The organism is Kitasatospora sp. CM 4170, assembly GCF_032110285.1.
Taxonomy (GTDB): Bacteria; Actinomycetota; Actinomycetes; order Streptomycetales; family Streptomycetaceae; genus Kitasatospora; species Kitasatospora aburaviensis.
Window position 1 is genome coordinate 1,328,522 of record NZ_CP134877.1, and the last position, 24,037, is coordinate 1,352,558.

Consider the following 24,037-nt stretch of genomic DNA (forward strand, 5'->3'; position numbering starts at 1 on the left):
TGCCCGCCCCCGCCACCCGGGTGGGTCTCAGTCCTGGGTCGGACCCAGGTCGGGCCGGTCCCGCAGCTCGACGGTGGACGCAGCGGAGGCGTGGAGCTCCAGCACGGTGATCTCGTTGTCACCCGCACGGAGCACCGGCGCGGGGACGTACAGGGTGGTCTGCGGGCCGCGGGACCAGTAGCGGCCCAACGGGAAGCCGTTGACCCAGGCCTGGCCCTTGGTCCACCCGGGCAGGGCGAGGTAGCAGTCGGCCGGGTCGTCCAGGTGCAGGTGGCCCCGGTGGAAGGCCGGGCCGACCACCGGTGCGACGGGGGTGAAGGTGAGGCCTTCGAGGGTCTCCAGAGGCAGCGGGCGGCTGGACCAGCCGGCCGGCTCCTCGCCGTTGACGGTGACCCGGCCGAGCAGGCCCTTGCGGTCGTGGATGCCGGTCCCGTAGTTGACCCGGCCCTGGTTCTCCACCAGGACGGACAGGCGTGCGCCCCGCCGCGGGACGGCGAAGCCGAGGGCGTGCTCGTGGTCCTCCCGCTCCAGGACGCCGACGGGCTGCCCGTCGACGAACACCTGGGCGCGGTCGTGGACCTCGTCGATCCGCAGCACGGCGGGACCGGCCTCCGGCAGGGTCGCCTCGTACAGCACGAAGCCGAACGCCTGGCCGAGCTGTTCCATGCTCAGCGGACGGTCGGCGGTGACCGCCCGGCCGAGCAGCTGCGCCTGGTCCAACAGGCCCGCGCCGGAGTCGAGTTCGACGGTCACGGGGGCGAGCTTCCGGCCCGGGGCGGGCACCGGCTCGGCGGGCACGGGCGCGTACTTCGCGATGACCTCGCGGAACGCCTCGTACTTGGGGGTGGGGTCGCCGGCCTCGTCGAGGAGCGAGTCGTAGTCGTAGGAGGTGACGGTCGGCCGGTACCTGCCCTTGTCGTTGGCGCCGCTGGTGAAGCCGAAGTTGGTGCCGCCGTGGAACATGTAGATGTTGACGGAGGCTCCGGCGGCGAGCAGCCGGTCCAGGTCGTCGGCGGCGTCGGCCGGGTCGCGGGTGGTGTGGGTGCCGCCCCAGCGGTCGAACCAGCCGATCCAGAACTCCGAGCACATCAGCGGGCCGGTCGGCTGGTGCCGCCGCAGCTCGGCGAGGCCGGCCTCGACCCGGCTGCCGAAGTTCGCGGTGCGCAGCACCCCGTCCAGGCCGCCGCGCTCCAGGTCGGCGGGCTGGTCGCAGGTGAAGAGCGGGACGTCGACGCCGTGCGCGCGCAGCAGCTCCGCGAGGTCGGCCAGGTAGCCGGTGTCCTCGCCGTACGCGCCGTACTCGTTCTCCAGCTGGACGGCGACGACCGGGCCGCCGTGGGTGGACAGGTACGGCTTCAGCGGGGGGAGGAGGTCGGCGAGGTAGTCGTCGACGGCGCCGAGGAAGAGGGGGTCGCGGCTGCGCAGCCGGATGCCCTCCTCGGCGAGCAGCCAGGACGGCAGGCCGCCGCCCTCCCACTCGGCGCAGATGTAGGGGCCGGGCCGGAGCAGCACGTGCAGGCCCTCGGCGGCGGCCAGGCCGAGGAAGCGGGGCAGGTCGAGACCTCCGTCCAGCCGGAGTTCACCGGGCCGGGGGGCGTGGAGGTTCCAGGGGACGTAGGTCTCGACCGTGTTGAGTCCCAGCAGTCGCGCCTTGCGGAGCCGGTCGGCCCATTGCTCCGGGTGGACGCGGAAGTAGTGCAGTCCGCCTGAGATGATGCGCAGGGGTCGGCCGTCGAGGCGGAAGCCGTCGTCGGCGATCTCCAGTCGTGGCATGCCGGGGTACTCCTAGCCGATCGGTGGGGGTGGATCAGGTGAGGGGGCGGCAGAGCAGCGCGTCGGGCCGGCCGCGCTGGGCCCACGCCCAGGTCATGGCCACGCCGGCGACGTACTCGTTGTCGGCGCACATGCCCTTGTAGTCGTCCTCGGCCCAGTTCCCGTGCACCGACCAGCCGGTGTCGGGGTTGTTCCCGCGGTCGAACCAGAGCGTGCGGCCGTTGGTCGGCAGCGGGGTGGCGGAGGGCGCGCACAGCAACGAGACCATGGCGGGGCCGTTCATGCTGTAGCCGACCGCGAAGCTGTTCACCGGGCACTGCACCTTGTTGTAGCCGGACGCCCAGTCGCCCTGCCGGACGTACTTCTCGCCGTCGACCTTCTCCCAGGCGCCGGCCGCCTTGCGCGGTTCGGCGACGTCGGTGCAGAGCCCGCGGCCGTAGCTGCGGCTGAGGCCGATCAGGCGCTCCGTGTCGGGGCAGTTGCCCTTGTGGTCGCCCGGGCTCCAGTCGGCCTTGGCGAGCATGGTGCGGGAGAGGTTCCAGTCGCCGTGGTCGATGTCGACGATGTTCCAGTGGTCGACCGGGGCGACCGCTCCGCTCCGGCCGGGGGCGGTCACTAGCTTGTTCCAGTCGGTGGCCCGCCAGTCGCCGCCGTCCTCGATGCCGAGCCGCCTTCCGGCGGCGTCGTAGGTGAGCATCGCCCAGTTGTCCTGCGGCTTGCCCGCGGCGTCGGTCCAGCCGACCAGCGGCCAGACGGCGAAGTCCGTGTCGCTCTTGACCAGGATGTCGGTGAAGTTCCTGAACCAGGCCTTCTCCTTGGCGTCGGTGGAGTCGCGCCCGGCCGCGCCGAACTCGCTGACCCACACCGGGGCGGTGTAGTGCTTGCCCTCCTCGGTCACGAAGGTCCCCTCCTCCTTCACCACCTCGGCGAGCTTCTCGGGGGTGAAGTCCTCGTAGCGCGGGTCGTCCGTCGCTCCCCAGCCGCTGCCCGCACCGGTGTTGGACGGGCCGGTGTAGCCGTAGAAGTGCACGGAGTACACCAGCTTGTTCGAGTCGATCAGGGTGTGCGAGAGGGTCGCGACCCGCTTGAGGTTCGGCCGCTCGTGCGAGAAGAGGGGGGCCGGGATGCCCTGCCAGTTGATGCCCTCCATGACGATCAGCAGGTCCGGATCGGCCTGCAGGATCGCGTTCCCGGCCTGCTCGTAGGCGGTGTACGTGTCGTGGTCGTCGCCCCAGCCCCAGTTCGGATCGTTCCAGGTGTCACGGCGGACCTCGTTGCGCAGGTCGGCGCCGACCACCCGCTTGTCGTCCCGGTAGCGCTTGGCCATGAACACCCAGTCGTCGACCCACTGTTGTGTCGACTGGCCGCTGTTCCAGCGCTCGTTGCCGTCCAGGCCGCAACAGAAGCGGTACGTGGTGGTGTGGTTGTTGAGGATCACCGCGAAGCCGTCGGCGGTCAGCGCCGCCACCACGGCGTCGAACACCTCCAGTGGGGTCCTGCCCGTCAGCTCCGGGTTGGCGGCGACCGCCGAGTCCGGCACCGCGGCCGGGTCGTGGATCATCGCGTTGGCGAACGGGAGCCGGACGCTGTTGATCCCGAGCGCGTGGAAGTCGGCCATGATCTGCGCGATCGGGGTCCGGTCCAACCCCAGCGGGATGTTGTTCGACTTCTGGTGGGCCTGGTGGTTGTTCACGTCGCCGATGTCGCCGCTTCCCTGGTACGTGCCCTGGGCGCCGGCCCAGTTGCCGGACTTGAGCTTGAAGCGGTCGCCGTGCGCGTCGACGACGTAGCGGCCCCGGGTGGACAGCGGACCGGTCCAGGAGGCGGACAGCTGTGCGCCCGTCAGGGCGACCGGGGCGGACGTGGCGGCGGCGGGGGCCGCGGCGGCCGGGCCGGGGACGGCCACGCCCAGCAGCGCGGCGGTGGCGAGCAGCGCGGGGATTCCGCGCGTGGCGGATCGTACGGTTCTCATGACGGTTCTCTCCGGGTGGGGTGGACGAGGGAGAGGAGCGTGGTGCAGAGCCCCGGGCCGCGGGGCCGCGGTGACGGTGTGACGGTGTGACGGTGTGACCGGTGGCGCGCGCGGGAGGGGTCAGCCCTTGAGGCCGCTGGTGGCGATGCCTTCGACGATGTACCGCTGGGCGATGAGGAACATCGCCACCAGCGGGGCGACGGTCACGACCGCGCCGGCGAACAGGCCGGGCAGGTTGATGGTCTGCGAGGTGAGGAAGGTCGACAGCGCGATCTGGGCGGTCCAGGCCGACGGATCCTGCCCGATGACCAGCGGCCACAGGAAGGCGTTCCAGCTGTCGATGAAGGCGAGCGCCCCGAGCGAGGCGAGCATGGCGCCCGAACTGGGCAGGGCGATCCGGCGGTAGAGCCCCAGCCAGCCCAGGCCGTCCAGCCGTCCGGCCTCCTCGATCTCGGACGGGAACTGCAGGTAGAAGTTCCGGAACAGCAGGACGGCGAAGGGGTTGAACAGGCCGGGTGCGACGATGCCCCACAGCGTGTTGACCCCGCCCATCGAGCCGACCACCACGAACGTGGGCACGAAGGTGACCGAGCCGGGGATCATCAGCGTGGCCACCACCAGGGCCAGCAGCACACCGCGTCCGGGCACCGGGATCCGCGCGAGGGCGTACCCGGCGGCGGAGGCCAGGAGCGTCGAGACGGGGGCGGTGATCCCGGCGATCAGCAGCGAGTTCCCCAGCGCCCGGCCCAGGTGCAGGGCCGGGTCGTCGAAGAGCGCGGTGAAGTTCTCCCAGTGCATGGGCGAGGGCCACCAGGTCCACTCGGGTGAGGTCAGGCTCCTGGAGTCCATCAGCGCGTTGCGCAGCATCAGGTAGAACGGCGCCAGGAAGACCGCCGTCAGCAGGCCCACCAGCAGTCCGCGTGCGCCGGGACGCAGGCGCTTGAACGGGTTGGTCGTCATGGCCGGTTCACTCCCCTCCCTTGCCGAAGCCGGTCATCCGGCCCTGGACCAGGGTCACGCCCACGATCAGCGCGGTGAGGACGAAGGCGCCCGCCGATCCGAGGCCGTAGTTCTGGGCGCCCATCGCGGTGTTGTACAGGTAGACCAGGGGGGTCTGCACGGGCGCCGTGCCGGTGCCGGACAGACCGCTGTTGAACAGGTTGTAGAACTCGTCGAAGGCCTGGAAGGCGGCGATGAACTGGAGCATCAGCACCGCGACGGAGGTGTTGCGCAGCAGTGGCAGGGTGATCCGCCGCAGCAGCCGCCAGCCGGTGGCGCCGTCGAGGGCCGCGGCCTCGTACACGTCCCTGGGGATGGCCTGCAGACCGGCCAGCAGGAGCACCATGTAGAAGCCGACCTGGAGCCAGAGCCGGAGGGTGACCAGGACGATCCAGTACAGCGGGGGGTCGGTGGTCTGCAACCAGGGGACGGCGGTCGTCCCGAACCAGCCGCCGACCGTGTTGGCGACGCCGGCCGGCAGGCCGTTGAACAGGCACATCTTCCACAGCAGCGAGGCCGCGACGTAGGAGACGGCGGTCGGGATCAGGAAGGCGGTGCGCACCACCGCCCGACCGCGCCGGACGCGGTGCACGAGCAGCGCGAGGCCGAGCGACACGGCGAAGGTGACCGGCACGATCGCGAGGGTGAACAGCACGATCTGGACCAACGAGGAGCGGAAGGCCGGGTCGGCGAGCAGCTGCCGGTAGTTGTCCAGGCCGACCCAGTGGCCGAGGGCGATGGTGCCGTGGGCGTCGCTGAGGCTGAGCAGGAAGCTCCAGCCGATGGCCACGTACTTGAAGATCCCGAGGCCGATCAGCATCGGGCCGACGAGCAGGGCGAACGCTCCCCAGGCGCGCAGGTCGGCACGCCCGGGGCGGCGGGCCCGCGCGGGGCCCCGCGGTACGACCGCGGGGCGCCCGGCGCGCCGGGAGCGCTGGGTGGTGTCCGAGGTGGCGCTCATCCGCCGAGCTGCTTGTCCACGGCGGTCTGGGCCTGCTTGGCCGCATCGGTGAGCAGCTGGGCGGGGTCGCCCTGCCCGGCGGCTATCTTGGCGGCGGCCGCGTTGAACGGGGTGGCGACCGCGGTGTCCCAGGTGTTCGGGTTGTTCCTGCCGTACTTGGCGGCGAGCTCGACGGTCTCCTTGGCGGTGCCCTGGGCGAGCTTGTCCGCGGAGGCGGCGACCGAGGCGCGCGGCGGGATGTGGAAGCCGTAGCTCTCCGCGAAGTCCTTCTGGAGGTCGGCCTGTTCGACCCAGAGCCACTGGACGAACCTCTTGGCCGCGTCCACGTGCTTGCCCTTGGCGTTGACGCAGCCGGTCCAGCCGCCGACCCGCAGCACCGGGCTGCCGCCCGGCTTGAAGGCCGGCCAGGGCAGGACGCCGAAGTCGTCGCCGAGCGCGGTCCTGATCGCGGGCATCGCCCAGAGGCCGCACCACTGGAGCGGGACGACGTCCTGGGTGAAGGCGGACGGATCCCACCAGTCGGTGGTGAAGCCGAGCAGCAGGGACTGGTCGTCGTGCAGCCGCTTGAGGCCGGTCACCGCCTCGACGGCCTGCGGGGAGGCGTAGGCCACCTTGCCGTCGGCGACCAGGTCGCCGCCGTTCGAGAGCACCGCCATGGACGGGGTCTCACCGATGCCGTCGTTGCCGACGAACAGCCCCTTGCCGTTCTTGGTGGTGAGCGCCTTGGCCGCGGTGGCCAGCTCGTCGAAGGTGGTGGGAGGCTTGATGCCCGCCTTGGCGAGGACGCTCCTGCGGTAGTACAGCATCACGACGTCGTCGATCATCTTGACGCCGTGGATCTTCCCGTCGACGGTCAGGTAGGCGAGGTCGCCCGGGTTGAAGTCGGCCTTGGCGGCGCCGTACAGGTCGTCGAGCGGGGCCGTCTGGCCGCGCCGGGCCATGCCCGCGTTGAAGTCGCCGATCTCGAAGACGTCGGGCGCGCCGTCGGTGAGGAGGGTCGCGTTGAGCTTGCTGGTGTAGTCGCCGGGGACCCAGGTGACCTTGACCGCGATGTCCGGGTGGGCCTTGGTGAAGGCCTCGGCGTACCGGGTGACGGCCTGCTGGGTCCCGGCCTCGCCGTAGGCGTGGTACCAGACGTTCAACGTTGTCCTGGCGCCGGAGGAGCCGCCGCCGGTCGGGTCGGTGCTGCAGCCGACCGCTGCGCCGGCGACGAAGAGCAGCGAGCCGCTGAGGAATCCGCGTCGGCTAAGCTGCGATCTGTGTGCGCTCATATCGCATCCTCGAGGGTGGGTGTGGGTGTGTCCGTTCCGGTCGGTGTCCGCCGTCGGTTGCTGCCAGGCATTCGACGGGCACCGGCCGGGATTCCGCTGCGACGGGACGGTGGACGGGCCTGCTCCCGCGGGCGCGGGGCCGGGTGGTGCCGGGTGTTACGGGAACAGCGCCTGGATGCCCAGGACGGCGGCTCCTCTGGCCCACTCCTCCCAGGGGAGCGGGCGCAGGGTCAGCGGGGACTTCGCCGCGGCCTTGAAGCAGTGCGCGGCGTAGGCCTCCCTGATGTGCACTCCGAAGAGGTCGTAGGTGTCCAGGCCCTCCCCGGTCACGACGACCCGTTCGGGGCCGAGCAGGTTGACCAGGGTGGCGATGCCGGTACCGATCGCCCGGCCGGCCCGCGCGAAGGCGTCGCGGGCGGCGGGGTCACCGCCGCGGGCGAGCTGGACGGCACCGTCGAAGTCGAGGTCCGCGTCACCGGTAGCGGTGCGGACCGCGGCCAGGATGGCGTCGCTGGAGGCGATCGCCTCCACGCAACCGGTCTGGCCGCAGTGGCAGACCGGACCGGCCGGGTCGATGGAGATGTGTCCCATCTCGCCGGCCACCCCGTACGCCCCGGCGATCAGCTGACCGTTGACGACCAGACCGGAGCCGATCCCCGCGCCGATGGTGACCAGCGCGAAGTACTCGGTGCCGATGCCCTCGCCGAACCAGTGCTCGGCGGCGGTGAGCGCCTTGACGTCGTTCTCCACGGTGACGCTCAGGCCGGTCGACCTCGCCACCGCCCCGGCGAGCGGGACGTCGCGCCAGCCGGGGAGGACGGAGTAGCGGACCCGGCCGGCGGCGCGGTCGACGTCGCCGGAGACCGCGATGCCGAGGTGGCGGGTGCGCCCCCGGAACGTCGGGTCCGCGTCGAGCAGGCGCTCGACGAGTTCGCCGACCAGGGCGCACACGGCCTCCGGGCCGCGGTCCTCGCCCAGCCGGAGGTCGGCGGTGGCCCGCATGCCGGCCCGCAGGTCGCAGACCGTGCCGAAGAGGGCCTCGGCGCTGATCTTGACCCCGACGAAGAACTCCCGGTCCACGGTGACGGCCAGCGGGTTGACGGGCCGTCCGGCGCCCGGGGCGGTGCGTTCCGGGGGGAGTTCGTGCAGGTAGCCGTCGTCGATGAGCGGTCGCGCGGCCTTGGTGACCGCGGTGGACGACAGGCCGGTGCGGCGGGCCAACTCGACCCGGCTGAGGGGGCCTTCGGTCAGCAGCAGGGCGAGCACCGACGTCTCGGCCGGCGCGGTGACCAGAGGTTGCGCATGGTTCGGAAACACTCGTGCAACCTACGGCAAATAAATAACTTCTTCCAGTATTGATTTCGGCGGTCCGCCGGGCCTAATCTCGGGCCACCTCCGCGCCGTCAGTCGCCGCACCAGGCCCGCCCGGACGGCCCGTTCCACGCTCCGGCCCCCGGTCCGATCACCCACCTCCTCTCTGGGGGACATCCGTGCCTTCCGCCCCTTCCGCCGTCTCCTTCGACACCGCCCTCGGCCTCGCCGTCCTGCGCACCCCGAACAGCGTCTACGCCGTACGCGTCGGTGCCGACGGCAGCCCCCGACACGTCCACTGGGGGCCCGAGCTCGAAGCCCCGGAGCTGCCGCACCCCCACTCCCCCGCGGACAGCAGCTTCGAGGACGAGGCGGCCGCCGACGAACTGGGCATCCAGACCGGCGCCCGCTTCGGCCCGGCAGGCCTCCAGGTCCGCTTCCCGGACGGCACCGTCGGCGCCCAGTGGCGCTTCCGCGGCCACCGCATCGACGGCGGCGAGCTGCGGCTGCACCTGACGGACCGTCGCTACCCGCTGACCGCCGATCTCTGCTACCGGGTGCACCCCGGCAGCGACGTGATCGAACGCTGGACCGAACTCACCCACACCGGCACCCCGGGGAGCGGCTCCGGCCCGATCACGGTCCAGCGCCTGGACTCGGCGTCCTGGACGGCACCGCCGCTGCCCGACTACCGGCTCGGCCATCTGGTGGGCGGCTGGTCCAGCGAGTTCCAGCTGCACCGCGACCGCCTTCCGGTCGCCGAGACCGTCCTCACCAGCCGCCGGGGGCTCACCGGCCACCACGCGAGCCCCTGGTTGACGCTCGACGACGGCACCGCCACCGAGGAGCGGGGCGACGTCTGGAGCACCGCGCTGGCCTGGAGCGGGAGTTGGCGGATCACCGTGCACCGCGACCCGGTCGGCCGCACCACCTGGACGGGCGGCTTCGGCCACGAGGGGCTCAGCTGGGCCCTGCAACCCGGCGAGACGATGAGCACCCCGGTCTTCGCCGGCCTCTACACCCCCGACGGCTTCGGTGGGGCGAGCCGCGCCTGGCACGACCACCTCCGTTCCACCGTCCTGCCCGGACCCGACCGGGACCGGCCCGTCCTCTACAACTCCTGGGAGGCCACCGGCTTCGACGTCGACCAGGCGGGCCAGTGCCGCCTCGCCGACCTCGCCGCCGGGCTCGGCGTCGAGCTCTTCGTCCTGGACGACGGCTGGTTCGGCGCCCGCACCGACGACCGCGCCGGCCTCGGCGACTGGACGCCCCGGCCGGAGGCCTTCCCCGACGGCCTGCGGCCACTCGCCGACCACGTCCACGGCCACGGCATGGCCTTCGGCGTGTGGGTGGAGCCCGAGATGGTCAACGCCGACAGCGACCTGTACCGCGCCCACCCCGACTGGGTGATCCACGCACCCACCCGGGACGCGACCGAGCTGCGCCACCAGCTCGTGCTCAACCTCGCCCGCCCCGAGGTGGAGGCCCTGGTGCACTCGACGCTCGACCGGCTGGTCACCGAGAACGACGTGGACTGGCTCAAATGGGACGCCAACCGCCCCTTCACCGAGGCCGGTTGGGCCGGCCACCCGGATCCCGACCGGCTCTGGATCGACCACGTCCGAGCCGTCCACCGGATCATGGACCGACTGCGCTCCGACCACCCCGGCCTGCGGATCGAGGCCTGCGCCGGGGGCGGCGGACGGGTCGACCTCGCCGTCCTCGCCCGGACCGACCAGGCCTGGACCTCCGACAACACCGACCCGGTCGACCGGATCTCCGTCCAGCACGGCTTCAGCCAGCTCTTCCCGGCCCAGTCCATGGCCGCCTGGGTCACCGACTCCCCGAACGGCATCACCGGCCGCAGCACACCCCTGCGCTTCCGCTTCCACGTCGCCATGGCCGGGGCGCTCGGCCTCGGCGGCGACCTCACCCGGTGGACGCGGGAGGAGCTCGCAGAGGCCGCCGACCTGGTCGACCAGTACAAGCGGATCCGGCCTCTCGTGCAGCACGGCATCCAGTACCGGCTCACCGGCCACGACGGGCTCACCGCCGTCCACTACGCGGCCCGTGACGGCGCCGAGCACGCCCTGCTCGTCTGGCGGCCGACCACCCGCTTCGGCCACCCGCCGGCCCCGCTGCGCCTGCCCGCCCTCGACCCCGCGGCCCGCTACCGCGACCTGGAGACCGGCCGGCTCCACGGCGGCGCCGCCCTCCGGAGCCGGGGCATCGATCCCGGCCTGCCCGCCGGCGACTACGCCAGCCGTCTGATCCGGCTGCGCCGGGAGGACTGACGCGCCCGCCCGCCCGATGGCCCTCCCCCCGCCCCGACCGTGTCCGCCACCGACCAGCCACACCCGGGAGCTTCCACCGATGAACACCCGACGGGTTCTCGTCGTCGGCATCGACGGCGTCCGCTTCGACCTGCTGCCGTCGCTGCACACCCCCCACCTCGACGAGGTCGCCGCAGCCGGCTTCCTGGGCCGGGTCGAGATAGACGCCGTCACGCCCACGATGTCGGGCCCCTGCTGGGCCACCGTCGTCACCGGGGTCGGCGTCGCCAAGCACGGCATCTGGGGCAACCGGTTCGACGGCAACCGCCTCGACGTCTTCCCCGACTTCACCACCCGGCTGGCCGACGAGCAGGGCCTGCGGACGCTCGCCATCGGCGGGTGGACCCCGATGTTCCTCGCCCGGGACGGCGGCCCGTTGTTCACCGCGCCCAGCCGGCTCGCCTACATCGCGCCGACCGCCGACACTCCCGAGGCCTGGGAGGAGTGCGACGAGAGCGTGACCGCCGAGGCCGCCCACCTCCTCGCCGCCGGAACGGACCTCGACGCCGGCTTCGTCTACCTCGGCGCCGTCGACGAGACGGCCCACTTCCTCGGCTGCGGACCGGAGTACCGCAGCTCGGTGGAGACCGCGGACCGCCGCCTCGGGGACCTCCTCGCCGCCCTCCGCCGCCGCCCCGCCCGGGCCACCGAGTCCTGGACCGTCATCGTGGTCACCGACCACGGCCACCGCGACGAGGGCGGCCACGGCGGGCGCTCGGAGGTCGTCCGCACCGCGTGGATCGCTGCCTGCGGCCCCGACATCCCACCCGGAACGGTGCCCGCCGACCTCCGCCACGCGGACGTCGCGGCCCACGTCTACAGCGCCCTGGGCATCGCCCCCGACCCCCACTGGTCACTGGACGGAACACCGTTCACGCCCGCCGTCACCCGACCGCCGGTCCACTGCGCCGGCGGGGCGACCGGAGGGAAGTTGTAGCGGCCGGTACGCATGGCTACGCTGCTCGCTGACGGAACTGCTCAACGCCCCCCTGGACGGCCGGGGCCACCGAGCCGAGCACCGAGCGGAGGCGGCGTGATCCTGCGTATCGACCGGGCCTGGCTGCTGGAGATCGCCCACGAGCACCTGCAGGCGGATCCGGACGTCACGGACTACGGGACCCTCGCCGCCGCGGTGGCCCGCCACGCCGACGAGGTCATGGGCGTGCCCGTGTACGGGGAACTGCACCAGCGGGCCGCCGCCCTGATGCACCAGCTCATCCGCGTCCCGGCGCTGGAGTTCGCCAACGAGCACTACGCCGCCGTCGTCGCCGCCTCCTACCTGAGCGCCTCGGGTGTGATCGTCACCGCGGAGCCCGGGGCCGCGGTCGACCTCGCCACCCGGATCCGCGACGGGCGGGCCGACGTCCGCGAGGCCGCCACCGCCATCCGCGCCTGGTACCGCTGACGGCCCGGCCGCCGCGGACACCGCCAGCGGGCGGGCGGTCCGGCGCGAGGAGCGCGACCGGCGCGCACCCGTGGCGTCGGCGCCGTGGCGTCGGCGCGCCCGCCCGCGGATGCACCGCCCGCACGCCCGCGAATTGCACCGCCCGCACGCCCGCACCGGGCGGCGGCACTCCCGCGGTGAAGTCCTGTCCGCGCCAAGGCCATTGACGAACGCATGACACTGGCGGACCATCATGCTGGCGCGCCGCACTTCCTCCCAGTTCCGTCCCTACGGACCCCCCACAGGAGGACAGTCATGCGACTGCCCCGCCGAGGGAAGCCCGCCGCGGCCACCGCCGTCCTGCTGGCCCTCGCCCTCGCCTCTCCGCTCACCACCCAGGCCACCGCGCGCCCGGCCACCGCCGACGCGGCCACCACGGCCTCCGCCCGAGCCGCCCAGGAGGACACCGCCCGGCAGTACGTCGTCGACGGCCCCCGCACCGTCGCCGAACGCACCGCCGTCGCCGCGACCGGCGCCTCCGTCGACGCCGTCCGGGCCGACTCGGTGGTGGTCACCGCCGCTCCCGCCGAGGTCGCCCGGCTGCGTGCGCTCGGCTGGTCCCCCACCCCGCTGCCCGCCCCGCCGCTCGCCGAGGACCCGGCCGCGAAGTCCGTCGGCGCGGCGATCAACGACTTCCCGTCGGCCGACTCCGGCTACCACAACTACGCGGAGGCCGCCGCCGACATCGACGCCGTCGTGGCGGCGCACCCCGACATCATGAGCAAGCGGGTCATCGGCACCTCGTACGAGGGCCGCCCGATCGTCGCCGTCAAGATCAGCGACAACGTCGGCACGGACGAGAACGAGCCGGAGGTGCTCTTCACCGCCCACCAGCACGCCCGCGAGCACCTCACCGTCGAGATGGCGCTCTACCTGCTGCACGAGTTCGGGGACAAGTACGCCACCGACGGCCGGATCGCGAACGCCGTCAACAGCCGGGAGATCTGGGTGGTCCCCGACCTCAACCCGGACGGCGGCGAGTACGACATCGCCACCGGCCGCTACCGCAGCTGGCGCAAGGACCGCCAGCCCAACAGCGGCAGCCGCAACATCGGCACCGACCTGAACCGCAACTGGGACTACCGGTGGGGCTGCTGCGGCGGCTCCTCCGGCTCCACCTCCAGCGAGACGTACCGGGGGGCCGCCCCCGAGTCCGCCCGGGAGACCAAGGTGGTCGCCGACTTCGTCCGCAGCCGGGTGGTCGGCGGCAAGCAGCAGATCACCGCGGCCATCGACTTCCACACCTACAGCGAGCTGGTGCTCTGGCCGTTCGGCTGGACCACCGCGGACACGGCCACCGGGATGACCGCCGACGAGGCCAACACCTTCGCCGCCTTCGGCCGGACCATGGCCGGCACCAACGGCTACACCCCGGAGCAGTCCAGCGACCTCTACATCACGGACGGCTCGATCGACGACTGGCTGTGGGGCGCGCACCGGATCTTCGCCTACACCTTCGAGATGTACCCCGGGCCGAACGGGAGCAGCGGCTTCTACCCGCCGGACGAGGTGATCGGGCGCGAGACCGGCCGCAACCGCGAGGCCGTGCTGCGCCTGGTGGAGACGGCCGACTGCATGTACCGCGCGATCGGCAAGCAGCAGCAGTACTGCGGCATCGCGAGCTGACCGGCTGACGGGGGCGCGCGGACCGGGTGCGGGCGGTGCCGCCGCCCGCACCCGGCGGCCGCCCCCACCCGGTCGGACGACCCCGCAGGAAGGGGCCGGACACCCGTCGTACGCTGAGGTGGTCCGGCCCCCCCGCTGCTGCCTCCGCGCCCCGGACGCGCACAGGATCGGGAGGTGGGAACTGTGAACGGTCCCCCCGGAGAACGCCCTTCGCCCCCGCCGGCCGCACCGGCCGTGGTCAGCTCCCGCGCGGGCGAGAAGGGACTGAAGACCGGCGCCCTCGGCCTGGTCTCATCGGTCGCGATCGGCCTCGCCTCGACGGCGCCCGCGTACAGCCTCGCCGCCACGCTCGGCATCATCGTGGTCGGCGTCGGACTGCAGGCGCCGATCATCACCATCCTGGCCTTCATCCCGATGCTGCTGATCGCCTTCGCCTACAAGGAGCTCAACGCCTCCGACCCGGACTGCGGCACCACGTTCACGTGGGGCGCCCGCGCCTTCGGGCCGCGCACCGGGTGGTTGGGCGGCTGGGGCATCGTGGCGGCCGACATCATCGTGATGGCCAACCTGGCACAGATCGCCGGCGTGTACGGCTTCCGGTTGTTCGGCTTCGACGGCCTCGCCGAGAGCACGGCCTGGACCACCGTGGCCGGGGTGGTCTGGATCATCGTGATGACCGGCATCTGCTACATCGGCATCGAGATCTCCGCGGCCCTGCAGCGCTGGCTGCTCACCATCGAGGTCGTGATGCTGGTGCTGCTGTCGGTGACGGCGCTGGTCAAGGTCTACGGCGAGCACCCGCCGCCCACCGCGATCGAGGTCGACGCCTCGTGGTTCAACCCCTTCGAGGTCGCCTCGTCCACCGCCTTCACCGCCGGCATCCTCGCCGCCGTCTTCATCTACTGGGGCTGGGACACCGCGGTCTCGGTCAACGAGGAGACCGCCGACGCCGCCCGGACCCCCGGCCGCGCCGCCGTCATCTCGACCGTTCTGCTGCTGCTCATCTACGCGCTGGTGTCCACCTCGGCCCAGGCCTTTGCGGGCATCGGCACCGAGGGGATCGGGCTCGGCAACGAGGAGAACTCGGGGGACGTGCTGTCCTCACTGGGCGGCGCCGTCTTCGGCAGTACCGGCTTCGGCTGGTTCCTGACCAAGCTGCTGATCTTCATGGTGCTGACGTCCTCCGCGGCCTCCACCCAGACCACCATCCTGCCGACCGCCCGGACCACCTTCTCGATGGCCGCGCACAAGGCCATCCCCACCGAGTTCGCGCGGGTCCACCCGCGGCACCTCACCCCGACCTGGTCGACCATCGGCATGGGCGTCGCCTCGATCGCCTTCTACGTGCTGCTCACCGCGATCAGCGGCAACGTGCTGGCCGACTCGATCGCCTCGGTGGGCCTGGCCATCGCCTTCTACTACGGCCTCACCGGCTTCGCCTGCGTCTGGTACTACCGCAAGGTCCTCACCCGCAGCGTCCGCGACTTCCTGCTCAAGGGCCTCGCGCCGCTGGCCGGCGGACTGATGCTGCTGTACTTCTTCTGCTACGGCGCCTTCGACGTCTACGCCGACCCCGACTACGGCTCCACCTCGATCGACCTGCCGATCTTCGGCGAGACCGGTGGCGTCACCGTGATCGGCATCGGCGCCCTCGCCCTCGGCGTGGTGCTGATGTTCGTCCAGTGGGCGGTGCAGGGCTCCTGGTTCCGGCACCCGGACGTGCCCGTCAGCGTCGCCGATCCGGCCGACGCGCCGTAGCGGGCGGCCCGCGGGGGCCGGTGGGCCCCGTGCGGAATCCGGCCGGCCCAGGGACGTGGGCGCCCCCGGGCCGGCCGGGCCGCTGCCCGGTCACGGGGTGAGCAGGGCGTCCTGCTCCGTGAGCGGCGCTCCGCCGGTCCACGGCAGCACCTTGCCGAACTGGACCAGCTCGCCGTAGTACGCCGGGTCCACGCCGTCGGCGAGGATCAGGTCGAGGACGGCGGCGGCCGCCTCCGCCGGGGTCTGCGCCCCGCTGTAGTCGGTGAACCAGGGCCGGGACGCACGGGTGTCCACCATGCCCGGGCAGACCGCGGCGACCAGCGTCCCCTCGGCGAGGTCGCGCTCGCGCCGCAGGTCCGCCGCCGCCCGCACCGCGGCGACCTGGGCCACCTTGGACGGGATGTTGATCCAGAGCGGCCAGCCCGCCTCCTGGGCCGTCCGCGCGTGGACGGCGCTGCGCCAGGACTCCACGGCGTACTCGACCTGCTCCAGGCTCGCCCCGTCGAACAGCGGCTGGAGCCGCGGCGGCAGGAACCCCAGCGTGCCCAGCCCGCTGGCGACGACGAGCAGCCGGCCGCCGGGGCGCAGCACCGGGCCGAAGGAGCGGATCACGGCGTGGGTGCCGCCGTTGGCGACGTCGATGAACCCGTCGGCCTGCTCGGCCTGGGAGCGGTCGGGCAGCAGCGGGGCGATCGCGTTGGAGACGACGACGTCCACGCCGCCGTGGCGTTCGGCCAGCTCGGCCGCGAGGGCAGCCACGGCGTCGGCGTCGGCGACGTCGAGGACGCGCCCCTCGACCCGGGCGCGGGTGGCGGGGGCCCCGGCCACCTCGCGGGCGGCGTCGGCGACCCGCCCCGCGTGACGGCCGGTCAGCAGGACGAGGTCCTGGGGCGCCATCCGCGCGGCCAGGCCCTCGACCAGGGCACGGCCCAGGCCCTGGTTCGCCCCGGTGACGAGGGCGATCCGGGCAGGGCGCGCGCTCTCGCCGGTCGCGGCGGTCGCGGTGGGCGCGGTGGGCGCGGTGGTCGCGGTGGGCGCGGTGGGCGCGGTGCTTTCGATGCCTGCGGTGCTCGTGCTCGCGGTGTTCGTCATGCCCTCCACGCTAGGAACCGCCGTTGCATGAGTCCAACGAAAGTCGGGCACAGGTGGTATGCGTAGACGTCATGGACTTCACCGAGGTGTCACTGACCGCCCTGCGCGTCCTGCGGGCCGTCGCCGAGCAGGGCACGTTCACCGCCGCGGCCGCCGAGCTGGGGTACACCCAGTCCGCGGTCTCCCGGCAGATCGCCTCGATCGAGCGGCTGGCCGGCGCCCCGCTCCTGGAGCGGCGGCGCGGCGGCGTGCGGCTGACCCCGGCCGGCCGGATCGTGCTGCGCCGGGCGGCCGTCGTCCTGGACGAGATCGACGCCGCCGCCCGTGAGCTCTCCGGCCTGCCCGCCCGGGCCGGTACCGTCCACCTGGGGTGGTTCCCCAGCGCCGGAGCCGTCCTGCTGCCCCGCGCCCTGACCGCCCTGCGCCGCACCGACCCGGCGATCACGGTCGTCACCCGCGAGGGCACCACCCCGGCCCTGGTGCGTGCGCTGCGGGCCGGCCGCGTCGACCTCGCGCTACTTGCCTCCGCACCGCCGTTCCGACCCCTGGACGCGGAGACGCCCGCGCTCGCCGTGCGCACGCTCACCGAGCGCAGCCTGCGCCTGGCCGTCCCCGCCGGCCATCCGCTCGCCCACCGGGACTTCGTCGACGTGGCCGACCTGCGCGGCCAGCGCTGGATCACCGCGCCGAGCGCCGGCGAGGACCAGCTGATGGGCGTCTGGCCCGGCCTGGACGAGCGGCCCGAGATCGCCCACACCGCGCGCGACTGGCTGGCCAAGCTGCACCTGGTCGCGGCCGGCCTCGGGATCACCACCGTCCCGGGCGCGCTCGCCCCCGCCGCGCCCGAGGGCGTGCGGATCCTCCCGGTGCGCGGCGGCCCGCAGGAGCTGCGCCGCGTGCTGCTCGCCCGCGCCCCGGGCCCGCTGACCGAGCCCGTCGCGCGGGTCGCCCGCGCCCTCCGCACCGCGGCGATCGAGCTGGACACGGCCCCGTGAGGGGCTGCGGTCGGGGCGCGGCGCGGCCGGGCCCCGGCGGGTCGGCCGGACGGGGTCGACGAGGTGCAGATGCCGCCGGGGGCGCGCAGGCTGGAAGGGCGAGGAGAGTTCCCCGTGGATTGGAGCGTGCCGTGAAGGACCTCAAGTTCGAGCAGAAGCGTTCGCTGTCCCGCCTCGAAGCCGCCGATCAACTGGAAGCACTCGCGGCGGCGCTGCGGCACGGCGGCAACGCCGAGCTCGATCTCGGCCCCGGGACGATGACCCTGCGGGTTCCCGAGGAACTGAAGACCGAGATCGAGGTCGAGGTCGGTGAGGGGGAGATCGAGCTGGAGATCGAGTTCAAGTGGCCCACCGCGCAGAGCGCGGCGGCCTCCGGCGGCCACAGAGGCTGATCCGGCGGCGCGCTCGTCCGCTCCCCGGCCGGAGTGCCGCGGCCCGGGGTGCGGGAGGCGGTCCGGGGCATCGACGAAGGAGCGCAGATGACCGGTGACGAGCAGCAGGACAGGCTGGAACCCCTGTCCGAGATGGAGGAAGCGGCCCCCGACGACCTCTTCGCGGGGCGGTCGGAGGGCGAGGGCCACCGGGCCCGCACCGAAGCGACCCGCAGCGCGGACGGCGGTCTCTACGGCGCGGACGACGACCTCTACGGGGGCTCGGCGGCGCTCGCCCCGCAGCCGGCGCTGAACGAGGACCCGGACGCGGGTACGGACGGGGACGCGGACTTCTGGTAGGGCGCCCCGGGGGTCGTCCCCGGCCGCGGCCCGACAACGTCGTGGAAGTTGTCATGACTGAAACACCGTCAGGATGGGCATGACCTCGTTAGCCCACCGATGGGCCCGGCTGAAGCTCCCCCACGAGCGCAACCGGGCCCTGGCCGGCGACCGGGCCTGGACGTGACTCCCCCCACGGAGTGGCGACCAGGCCCGCCTTCTGTTCAACCAGCGACACGCAGCGTACATGACACCTCAACGTAACGCTACCGTGCTGCAGTCCGCGCTGGTCCGACGCCTCGTCACACCCCCTCCGGCCCCGGATCCGGCCGCCCCACCGCGCCCGATCCGTGGCAGAGTGGAAGTGTCGGGAGACCGACCTGAGCGGTGGCCGGGCTCCCTTCGGAGCCATTGGCGAGGTCTCCCATGGTCAAGCTGAGCGACATCCTCTCCATCGCCCCCGAGGCCCTGGCCGTCGCGGGTGTGGTGAACTGGCGGGACCAGGCCGGAACCGGATCGGCGAGTGACCGCGTCACGCTCGACCTGCCGGATCCGGGACAGCCGTGGCAGTGGCGCTGGTCCCCCGACCTCCCCGCACGGCTGGTGGGCGACGTCGACCTGCAGGTGGATCTGATCCGCTCCTGGACCGAATCCACGAGCGGCGTGACCGGCCCGGTGCGGCTCGCGCTGTACGACGTGCCGCGCAGGAGCCGGCACGCGCTGATGACGCGGTTAGGCCAGGCGAGTCCCGGGGTCGGCGCGGTCTTCGTCGTGGACGACACCTTGACGCCGGAGCCCCGCTGGTCGTGGCCGCTCCGGGTCGGCGCCGTCACCACCGAGGCCGCCGAGGACCTCTTCGACGTGCTGGACCATGACGAGGGGATCGCCCCGCTCGTCGACGCGTACACCCTCGGCGAGCAGGACGGGGACTGCGACGTCCTGGCCGTCTCCAGCGCCGCCGAGCTCGACGCGCTGACCACCGGCGGTGGCCTCAGTGCGGCCTGCCTGGCCTGGTGCGGCCGGCAGCCCCCCGACCAGCACGAACTGGCCCGGCTCGACGCAGCCGCGCGCAACCTGGGCGCCTCCGGCTGGGTCGTCGCCAACCTCTCGGCGACCAACGCCGTCGACTGGCTCGACCGGTTCGTCCGCAACCTCTCCGAGAACCAGGCGCTGGACGAGGCGGCGGGCCGTGCGGGCTCCTGGCTGACGGTGGCCCACCCCCGAGTCGCCGAGCACCGTGTCGTGGCCGACGCCGTGCGGGACGCGGACTCCGCAGCCCGTGCCCTCGCGGCCGGAGGGACGGCGCCGGTGACCATCGACTTCGGGGACGAGGTGATGCGCCGACTGAACCTCCCCGACCGACAGGCCATGGTCTCCGACTTCACGCACGGGGTCGTCGTGGATGTCGGCGGCGAGGTCGACGGGACGGTACTCGGCTCGGCCGTGGCCGACGCCTTCCGCGCGGTCCACCGCGCCGGGGTGGCGCCCGGCCGGGCCAACGCCCGCTACCTCCAGGCGCTCGTCAGCGACCAGGAGACCGGCGAGCGGCGCCTGCACGCCTTCCGCGCCGGTGCCGCGAACGACGTCCACATCCGGGTGGGGCCGCACAGCGCCGAGTGGCACGGGCTGGCGACCGGCTTCCCCGAGCAGAGCCTGGAGTTCCAGGACGGGGAGGTGCGCCTCACGGTCGTCTTCACCGAGGAGCGGGAACAGGCCGCCCTCCACGAGCCCATGAACGTCACACTGCCCCGGCGGGGCGCCTCCAGTGAGGCCGTCTTCACCGTCGAGGTCGGACCGCAGGAGCGGGAGATTCGCTGCACCGCCCGGGTCTTCCACCAGAACCGCCAGCTGCAGCGGCTGGAGATCAGCGGTCCGGTCGGGGCGTCCGACAGGGCCGTGGGAAGACGGGAGATCGCGATCAACGGCGAGGCGTTCAGTTCCCTCGCCGCGCCGCCGAGTCCGGACGACGGCGGATCGGCGGCGGTGATCCGGATCGTCGACGACGAGACGGCCGTGATCGTGACCGGAGGCAGCGAAGCCTCGGTGCGGATCAAGGACCTCGACGAGCTCCGCGCCAGGATCCGGGACAACCTCCGCGCGGCGGTGAATGCGGACGCCGTCGCCGAGCTCGCCGCCGACGGGCCCGGCCCCGCCGCACCGGACAGGCTGCTGCGCGGCCTCGCCCAGCAGGGCAGCTTCCTCTTCGACCGGCTGGAGCAGCTGGGGCACGCTGGTCTGAGGAAGGCCGCGTCGCTCCAGGTGGTGTCGGCCGAAGCAGCCGAGCTCTGGCCGCTGGAGTTCGTCTACGACTACGGCTACCCCTCCGACACCGCCCGGCTCTGCTCCGGGTGGCAGCGTGCCCTCGAAACCGGGACCTGCTCCTGCCGCCCCTCCCGCCGCCCCACCGTCAACGGCCGCAGGACGGTCTGCCCGCTCGGCTTCTGGGGCGTCCGCATGGTGATCGAGCGCCGGGTGGAACGTGCCCGGCTCGATCACACCGTGGTCGAAGCGGCCCCGCCGGACGCCGCCAGCGCCCTGCGCCCGGTGAACAGCGTGCTCTTCGCGGCCAGCCAGGTCGTCCGGGGGGCCGACCGGGACGACGCGGTCGGCACCCTGCGGGGCTCGCTGGGCAACGACGGCGTGTACACCGCGAACAGCTGGCAGGAGTGGCGGAAGGTCGTCAGGGCGGAAGGCCCGGCCTTGCTGTTGGCCGTCGCCCACAACGCACGCGACGAAGGACTCACCCCGGTCCTGGAGATCGGCAAGAAGAGCCGCCCGAGCAGGCTGCCGTCGCTCCAGATCGACCGCCGGGACATCGTGTCCGAGCTGCACGACCGTGGGACCGGCCCCATCGTGATGCTGCTGGGCTGCAACACCGCCCAGGAGGACATCAGCTGGCAGAACGTGGCGGCGAGGTTCCTGGAGAAGAGCGCCCCGGTCGTGGTCGGGACGCTCGTACCGACGCTCGGCCCGCAGGCAGCGGTGATGGCGGGCATCGCCGCCGTGATGCTAGCCGAGAACACCAACGAGAACAGGAGCATCGGCGAGCTGGTCCGCGACATCCGGCGGCGGCTGCTGACCCTGGGCTACACGCTCGCGATGGCCGTCGTGGCCTTCGGCGACGCCCGCTGGCTGGTCGGCAGCCGACAGGGAGGCGAATCGTGATCACTGTGGAGATGCTGCCCGCAGCGCACGGCGACGCGCTGTGGATCGAATGGCCCGGCAAGGGATCGAACGTCCACCGCATGCTGGTCGACGCCGGCCCGAGCCCCACCTACGAGGCCGTCTTCGAACGGGTGAAGAAGCTGCCGCCGCGCAGCCGCCACCTGGACGTCCTGGTGGCCACCCACGTGGACGCCGACCACATCGAGGGGGTCATCCGCCTCCTGCAGGACCACGTCGCGCTGAAGCTCACGATCGACGACGTGTGGTTCAACGGCTGGCCGCAGATCTCCGAGCCTGCCGGGCTGCTCGGCGCCGACCAGGGCGAGATGCTCCAGGCACTGATCGGCAGCCAGCAGCTGTCCTGGAACGCCGCCTTCGGGCGGCCCGCCCCCGGGAAGGCGCCGCACGCCGTCTGTCTCCGCGCCCAGGGCGCGCTGCCGGCCGTCGACCTGCCCGGCGGCGCCCGGGCGACCCTGGTAGGTCCCGGGCGGCCCGAGCTGAACAAGCTGCTGAAGGAATGGGACCGGGTGCTGAGGAACCTCGGCGTGACCCCCGGCAAGCCCGACGAGGCGCTCGACCGCCTGGCCCACCGGAAGGGTCTGAGCGGCCTCGCCGCCGACCTCCTCGGCGGCGAACGGCTCGACGCGTCCGTGCCGAACGGCTCCAGCATCGCCTTCCTGCTGGAGCACGACGGACACCGGCTGCTGCTCACCGGCGACGGTCACGGGAAGGTCCTCGCTCGCGGCGTGGACCGGCTGCTGAAGCAGCTCGGCGGGACCAGGCTCGCGGTCGACGCCCTCAAGGTCCCGCACCACGGCAGTGCCGCCAACGTCACGGACGACCTGCTCACCCGGCTCGACACCCGCCGCTTCCTCGTCTCGACCAACGGGGACAAGTTCAACCACCCCGACGCGGCGGCGATCGACCGCATGCTCGCCGCTGCGGCCCGGCCCGACGCCGAGGGCCGCGACGCCGACGCCGCGCAGGCCGAGCTCGTCTTCAACTACCGCAGCCGCACGACGGAGCCGTGGGCCGACGCCGCGCAACAGCGCGAGCGCCGCTACACCGCGGTCTACCCGGAAACGGCGGCGGCGGGCACGACCGTGGAGGTCTGACCATGGCCCGCATCGGTGTGGCTATCTCCGGTGGCGGATACCGCGCCACCATGTGGGGCATCGGCGCCCTGCTCTACCTCGCCGACACCGGTCGGCACAAGGACGTCGTGGCGATCTCCTCGGTGTCCGGCGGCTCGGTCGCCAACGGCGTGGTCGCCCATGAGACCGACTACCGGCAGGACCCCGGCGCGGACTTCGCCGAACGCGTCCGCCCGCTGATCCGGCACTGCGCCCGGACCGGCCTGTTCTTCTGGGGGCCGTCCACCAACCGGTACGTACGCTCGCTCTTCGCCCTCGCCGGCCTCGCTCTCCTGACCCTGCTGGCCGGGGTGGTCGCCACCGCGGTCGACGGCCTCCGCCTCGTCTCCGGCGTCCTCCTCGGCGCGGGGCTGCTGCTCCTGGCGGGTGCGCTGCTGTACTTCGAGCGGCGCAGCGTCGTCGTGGACAAGGCGCTGGCACGCGAGTTCTTCCACCGCGACGGCGCCGCCACCGGCCTCGCCGCCGTGCGGCGCTCCGTCGACCACGTCTTCTGCACGACCGAGCTGCAGAGCGGGGACCACTTCTACTTCTCCCCCGCGTTCGTCTACGGCTACCGCTTCGGTGCGGGCGAGCCGGGTGACCTCCCGCTCTCCACGGCGGTCCAGGCCTCGGCCTGCCTGCCGGGCGCGTTCGCCGTCCGGCGACTCCCCGCGGACCGCCACCACTTCACGCCCGGGGCGGATCCTGTCGCAGGCACGCCCACGGCCTCCGACATGGTGCTCACGGACGGCGGGGTGTACGACAACATGGCCGACCAGTGGCTGGTGGGCCTGGACGAGCGGGCCCGGCGGCCCGTCCACCCACCCGCCGACTACGGGGTCGACGAGATCCTGGTGGTCAACGCCTCGGCCGGGATGACCTGGGAACCGTTCCGCGCCTCCCGCATCCCCGTGGTCGGTGAACTGCTCGCGCTGATCCGCATCAAGAGCGTGATGTACGACGTCAGCACCAATCAGCGGCGCAGCACGTTGGTGCAGTGGTCCGACCGTGCGGTGCAGGAGGGCGGCCCGGTCGGCGCACTGGTCCACATCGCGCAGTCCCCGTACCGGGTGGCCGACGCGTACGCGAACGCGGCGAACGCGGCGGGCGGCGCCGGGGTCGGGCCGGAGCTCGCCGCCCGGGCCGCCCGGGCCGACGAGGTGCTCGACCTGCTCGGCCGCGACGAGGAGCAGCGCGCGGTCTGGAGGGAGCGGACGGAGCGGAGCCGCACCACAAAGACCGTGCTGCGCAAGCTCGGCCCCGACACCACCGCGGACCTGCTCCTGCACGCCTACACCCTCGCCGCGTGCAACCTGCACGTCCTGCTCGGCTACCCGCTGCCGGCCGCCCTCCCGAAGCGCCAGTACTTCCTCGACCTCGCCGCCGGCTCCCGGTCCGGAAGCTGACGCGCCGGCCGGGGGCGCGCGGGGGCCTCTGGGCCCGGACGGGCGGGGCCCGGAGTCCCCGCCCCCCTGCGTCCGAACCGGCGCCGCC

Annotated in this window: 18 protein-coding genes; 11 read left to right on the plus strand and 7 right to left on the minus strand. The window is 73.1% G+C overall.

Annotated features, from left to right (window positions below; translation table 11 throughout):
* Positions 1 to 27: 27 nt before the first annotated feature.
* The 6 genes from RMN57_RS05655 to RMN57_RS05680 form a co-directional block, all read right to left on the minus strand.
* Positions 28 to 1,773: a beta-galactosidase gene (locus tag RMN57_RS05655; protein WP_313762262.1), complete on the minus strand. Its 1,746-nt coding sequence runs from the start codon at positions 1,771 to 1,773 to the stop codon at positions 28 to 30.
* Between the two features lie 34 nt (positions 1,774 to 1,807).
* On the minus strand, positions 1,808 to 3,745 hold the full coding sequence (locus RMN57_RS05660) for a cellulase family glycosylhydrolase (RefSeq protein ID WP_313762263.1): 1,938 nt from the start codon (positions 3,743 to 3,745) through the stop codon (positions 1,808 to 1,810).
* Positions 3,746 to 3,865: 120 nt separating this feature from the next.
* Positions 3,866 to 4,705: a carbohydrate ABC transporter permease gene (locus tag RMN57_RS05665; protein ID WP_313762264.1), complete on the minus strand. Its 840-nt coding sequence runs from the start codon at positions 4,703 to 4,705 to the stop codon at positions 3,866 to 3,868.
* 7 nt (positions 4,706 to 4,712) lie between these two features.
* Entirely contained in the window at positions 4,713 to 5,705 is a 993-nt protein-coding gene (locus tag RMN57_RS05670) for a sugar ABC transporter permease (protein WP_313762265.1), read from the minus strand.
* The gene (locus tag RMN57_RS05675) at positions 5,702 to 6,976 is read right to left on the minus strand and encodes a sugar ABC transporter substrate-binding protein (protein WP_313762266.1); all 1,275 of its coding nucleotides are present in this window, start codon (positions 6,974 to 6,976) and stop codon (positions 5,702 to 5,704) included. The genes RMN57_RS05670 and RMN57_RS05675 overlap by 4 nt, the downstream gene beginning before the upstream one ends.
* A 156-nt stretch (positions 6,977 to 7,132) precedes the next feature.
* On the minus strand, positions 7,133 to 8,293 hold the full coding sequence (locus RMN57_RS05680; protein ID WP_313762267.1) for an ROK family transcriptional regulator: 1,161 nt from the start codon (positions 8,291 to 8,293) through the stop codon (positions 7,133 to 7,135).
* 173 nt (positions 8,294 to 8,466) lie between these two features.
* Between RMN57_RS05680 and RMN57_RS05685 the strand changes: the two genes are divergently transcribed.
* From RMN57_RS05685 to RMN57_RS05705, 5 genes are all read left to right on the plus strand, one after another.
* On the plus strand, positions 8,467 to 10,581 hold the full coding sequence (locus RMN57_RS05685; protein ID WP_313762268.1) for an alpha-galactosidase: 2,115 nt from the start codon (positions 8,467 to 8,469) through the stop codon (positions 10,579 to 10,581).
* A 79-nt stretch (positions 10,582 to 10,660) separates the two neighbouring features.
* Complete coding sequence (locus tag RMN57_RS05690; protein WP_313762269.1) at positions 10,661 to 11,557, plus strand: alkaline phosphatase family protein; 897 nt, start codon at positions 10,661 to 10,663, stop codon at positions 11,555 to 11,557.
* A gap of 96 nt (positions 11,558 to 11,653) precedes the next feature.
* Positions 11,654 to 12,025, plus strand: coding sequence for a fic family toxin-antitoxin system, toxin component (locus RMN57_RS05695; protein WP_313762270.1), 372 nt, complete (start codon positions 11,654 to 11,656; stop codon positions 12,023 to 12,025).
* Positions 12,026 to 12,319: 294 nt separating this feature from the next.
* The gene (locus RMN57_RS05700) at positions 12,320 to 13,690 is read left to right on the plus strand and encodes a M14 family metallopeptidase (RefSeq protein WP_313762271.1); all 1,371 of its coding nucleotides are present in this window, start codon (positions 12,320 to 12,322) and stop codon (positions 13,688 to 13,690) included.
* 183 nt (positions 13,691 to 13,873) lie between these two features.
* A complete protein-coding gene (locus tag RMN57_RS05705) occupies positions 13,874 to 15,448 on the plus strand; it encodes an APC family permease (protein ID WP_313762272.1) in 1,575 nt (524 codons plus the stop codon).
* 90 nt (positions 15,449 to 15,538) lie between these two features.
* On the opposite strand, the gene RMN57_RS05710 is transcribed toward RMN57_RS05705, so the two are convergent.
* Positions 15,539 to 16,540, minus strand: coding sequence for an SDR family NAD(P)-dependent oxidoreductase (locus RMN57_RS05710; RefSeq protein ID WP_313762273.1), 1,002 nt, complete (start codon positions 16,538 to 16,540; stop codon positions 15,539 to 15,541).
* Between the two features lie 71 nt (positions 16,541 to 16,611).
* Here RMN57_RS05710 and RMN57_RS05715 point away from each other — a divergent pair, with 71 nt between their 5' ends.
* The 6 genes from RMN57_RS05715 to RMN57_RS05740 all read left to right on the plus strand — a co-directional run bounded on the left by RMN57_RS05715 (position 16,612) and on the right by RMN57_RS05740 (position 23,949).
* Positions 16,612 to 17,535: a LysR family transcriptional regulator gene (locus tag RMN57_RS05715; RefSeq protein ID WP_313762274.1), complete on the plus strand. Its 924-nt coding sequence runs from the start codon at positions 16,612 to 16,614 to the stop codon at positions 17,533 to 17,535.
* 131 nt (positions 17,536 to 17,666) lie between these two features.
* Positions 17,667 to 17,927 (plus strand): amphi-Trp domain-containing protein, encoded by a 261-nt coding sequence (locus RMN57_RS05720; protein ID WP_313762275.1) that lies wholly within the window; start codon positions 17,667 to 17,669, stop codon positions 17,925 to 17,927.
* An 87-nt stretch (positions 17,928 to 18,014) separates the two neighbouring features.
* The gene (locus RMN57_RS05725; RefSeq protein WP_313762276.1) at positions 18,015 to 18,266 is read left to right on the plus strand and encodes a hypothetical protein; all 252 of its coding nucleotides are present in this window, start codon (positions 18,015 to 18,017) and stop codon (positions 18,264 to 18,266) included.
* Positions 18,267 to 18,671: 405 nt separating this feature from the next.
* Positions 18,672 to 21,410, plus strand: coding sequence for a hypothetical protein (locus RMN57_RS05730; RefSeq protein WP_313762277.1), 2,739 nt, complete (start codon positions 18,672 to 18,674; stop codon positions 21,408 to 21,410).
* Positions 21,407 to 22,525 carry a hypothetical protein gene (locus RMN57_RS05735; RefSeq protein ID WP_313762278.1) on the plus strand — a complete coding sequence of 373 codons (1,119 nt, stop codon included), beginning with the start codon at positions 21,407 to 21,409 and terminating at the stop codon, positions 22,523 to 22,525. Before RMN57_RS05730 ends, RMN57_RS05735 begins: the two co-directional genes overlap by 4 nt.
* 2 nt (positions 22,526 to 22,527) lie before the next feature.
* The gene (locus tag RMN57_RS05740; RefSeq protein WP_313762279.1) at positions 22,528 to 23,949 is read left to right on the plus strand and encodes a patatin-like phospholipase family protein; all 1,422 of its coding nucleotides are present in this window, start codon (positions 22,528 to 22,530) and stop codon (positions 23,947 to 23,949) included.
* Positions 23,950 to 24,037: the final 88 nt, after the last annotated feature.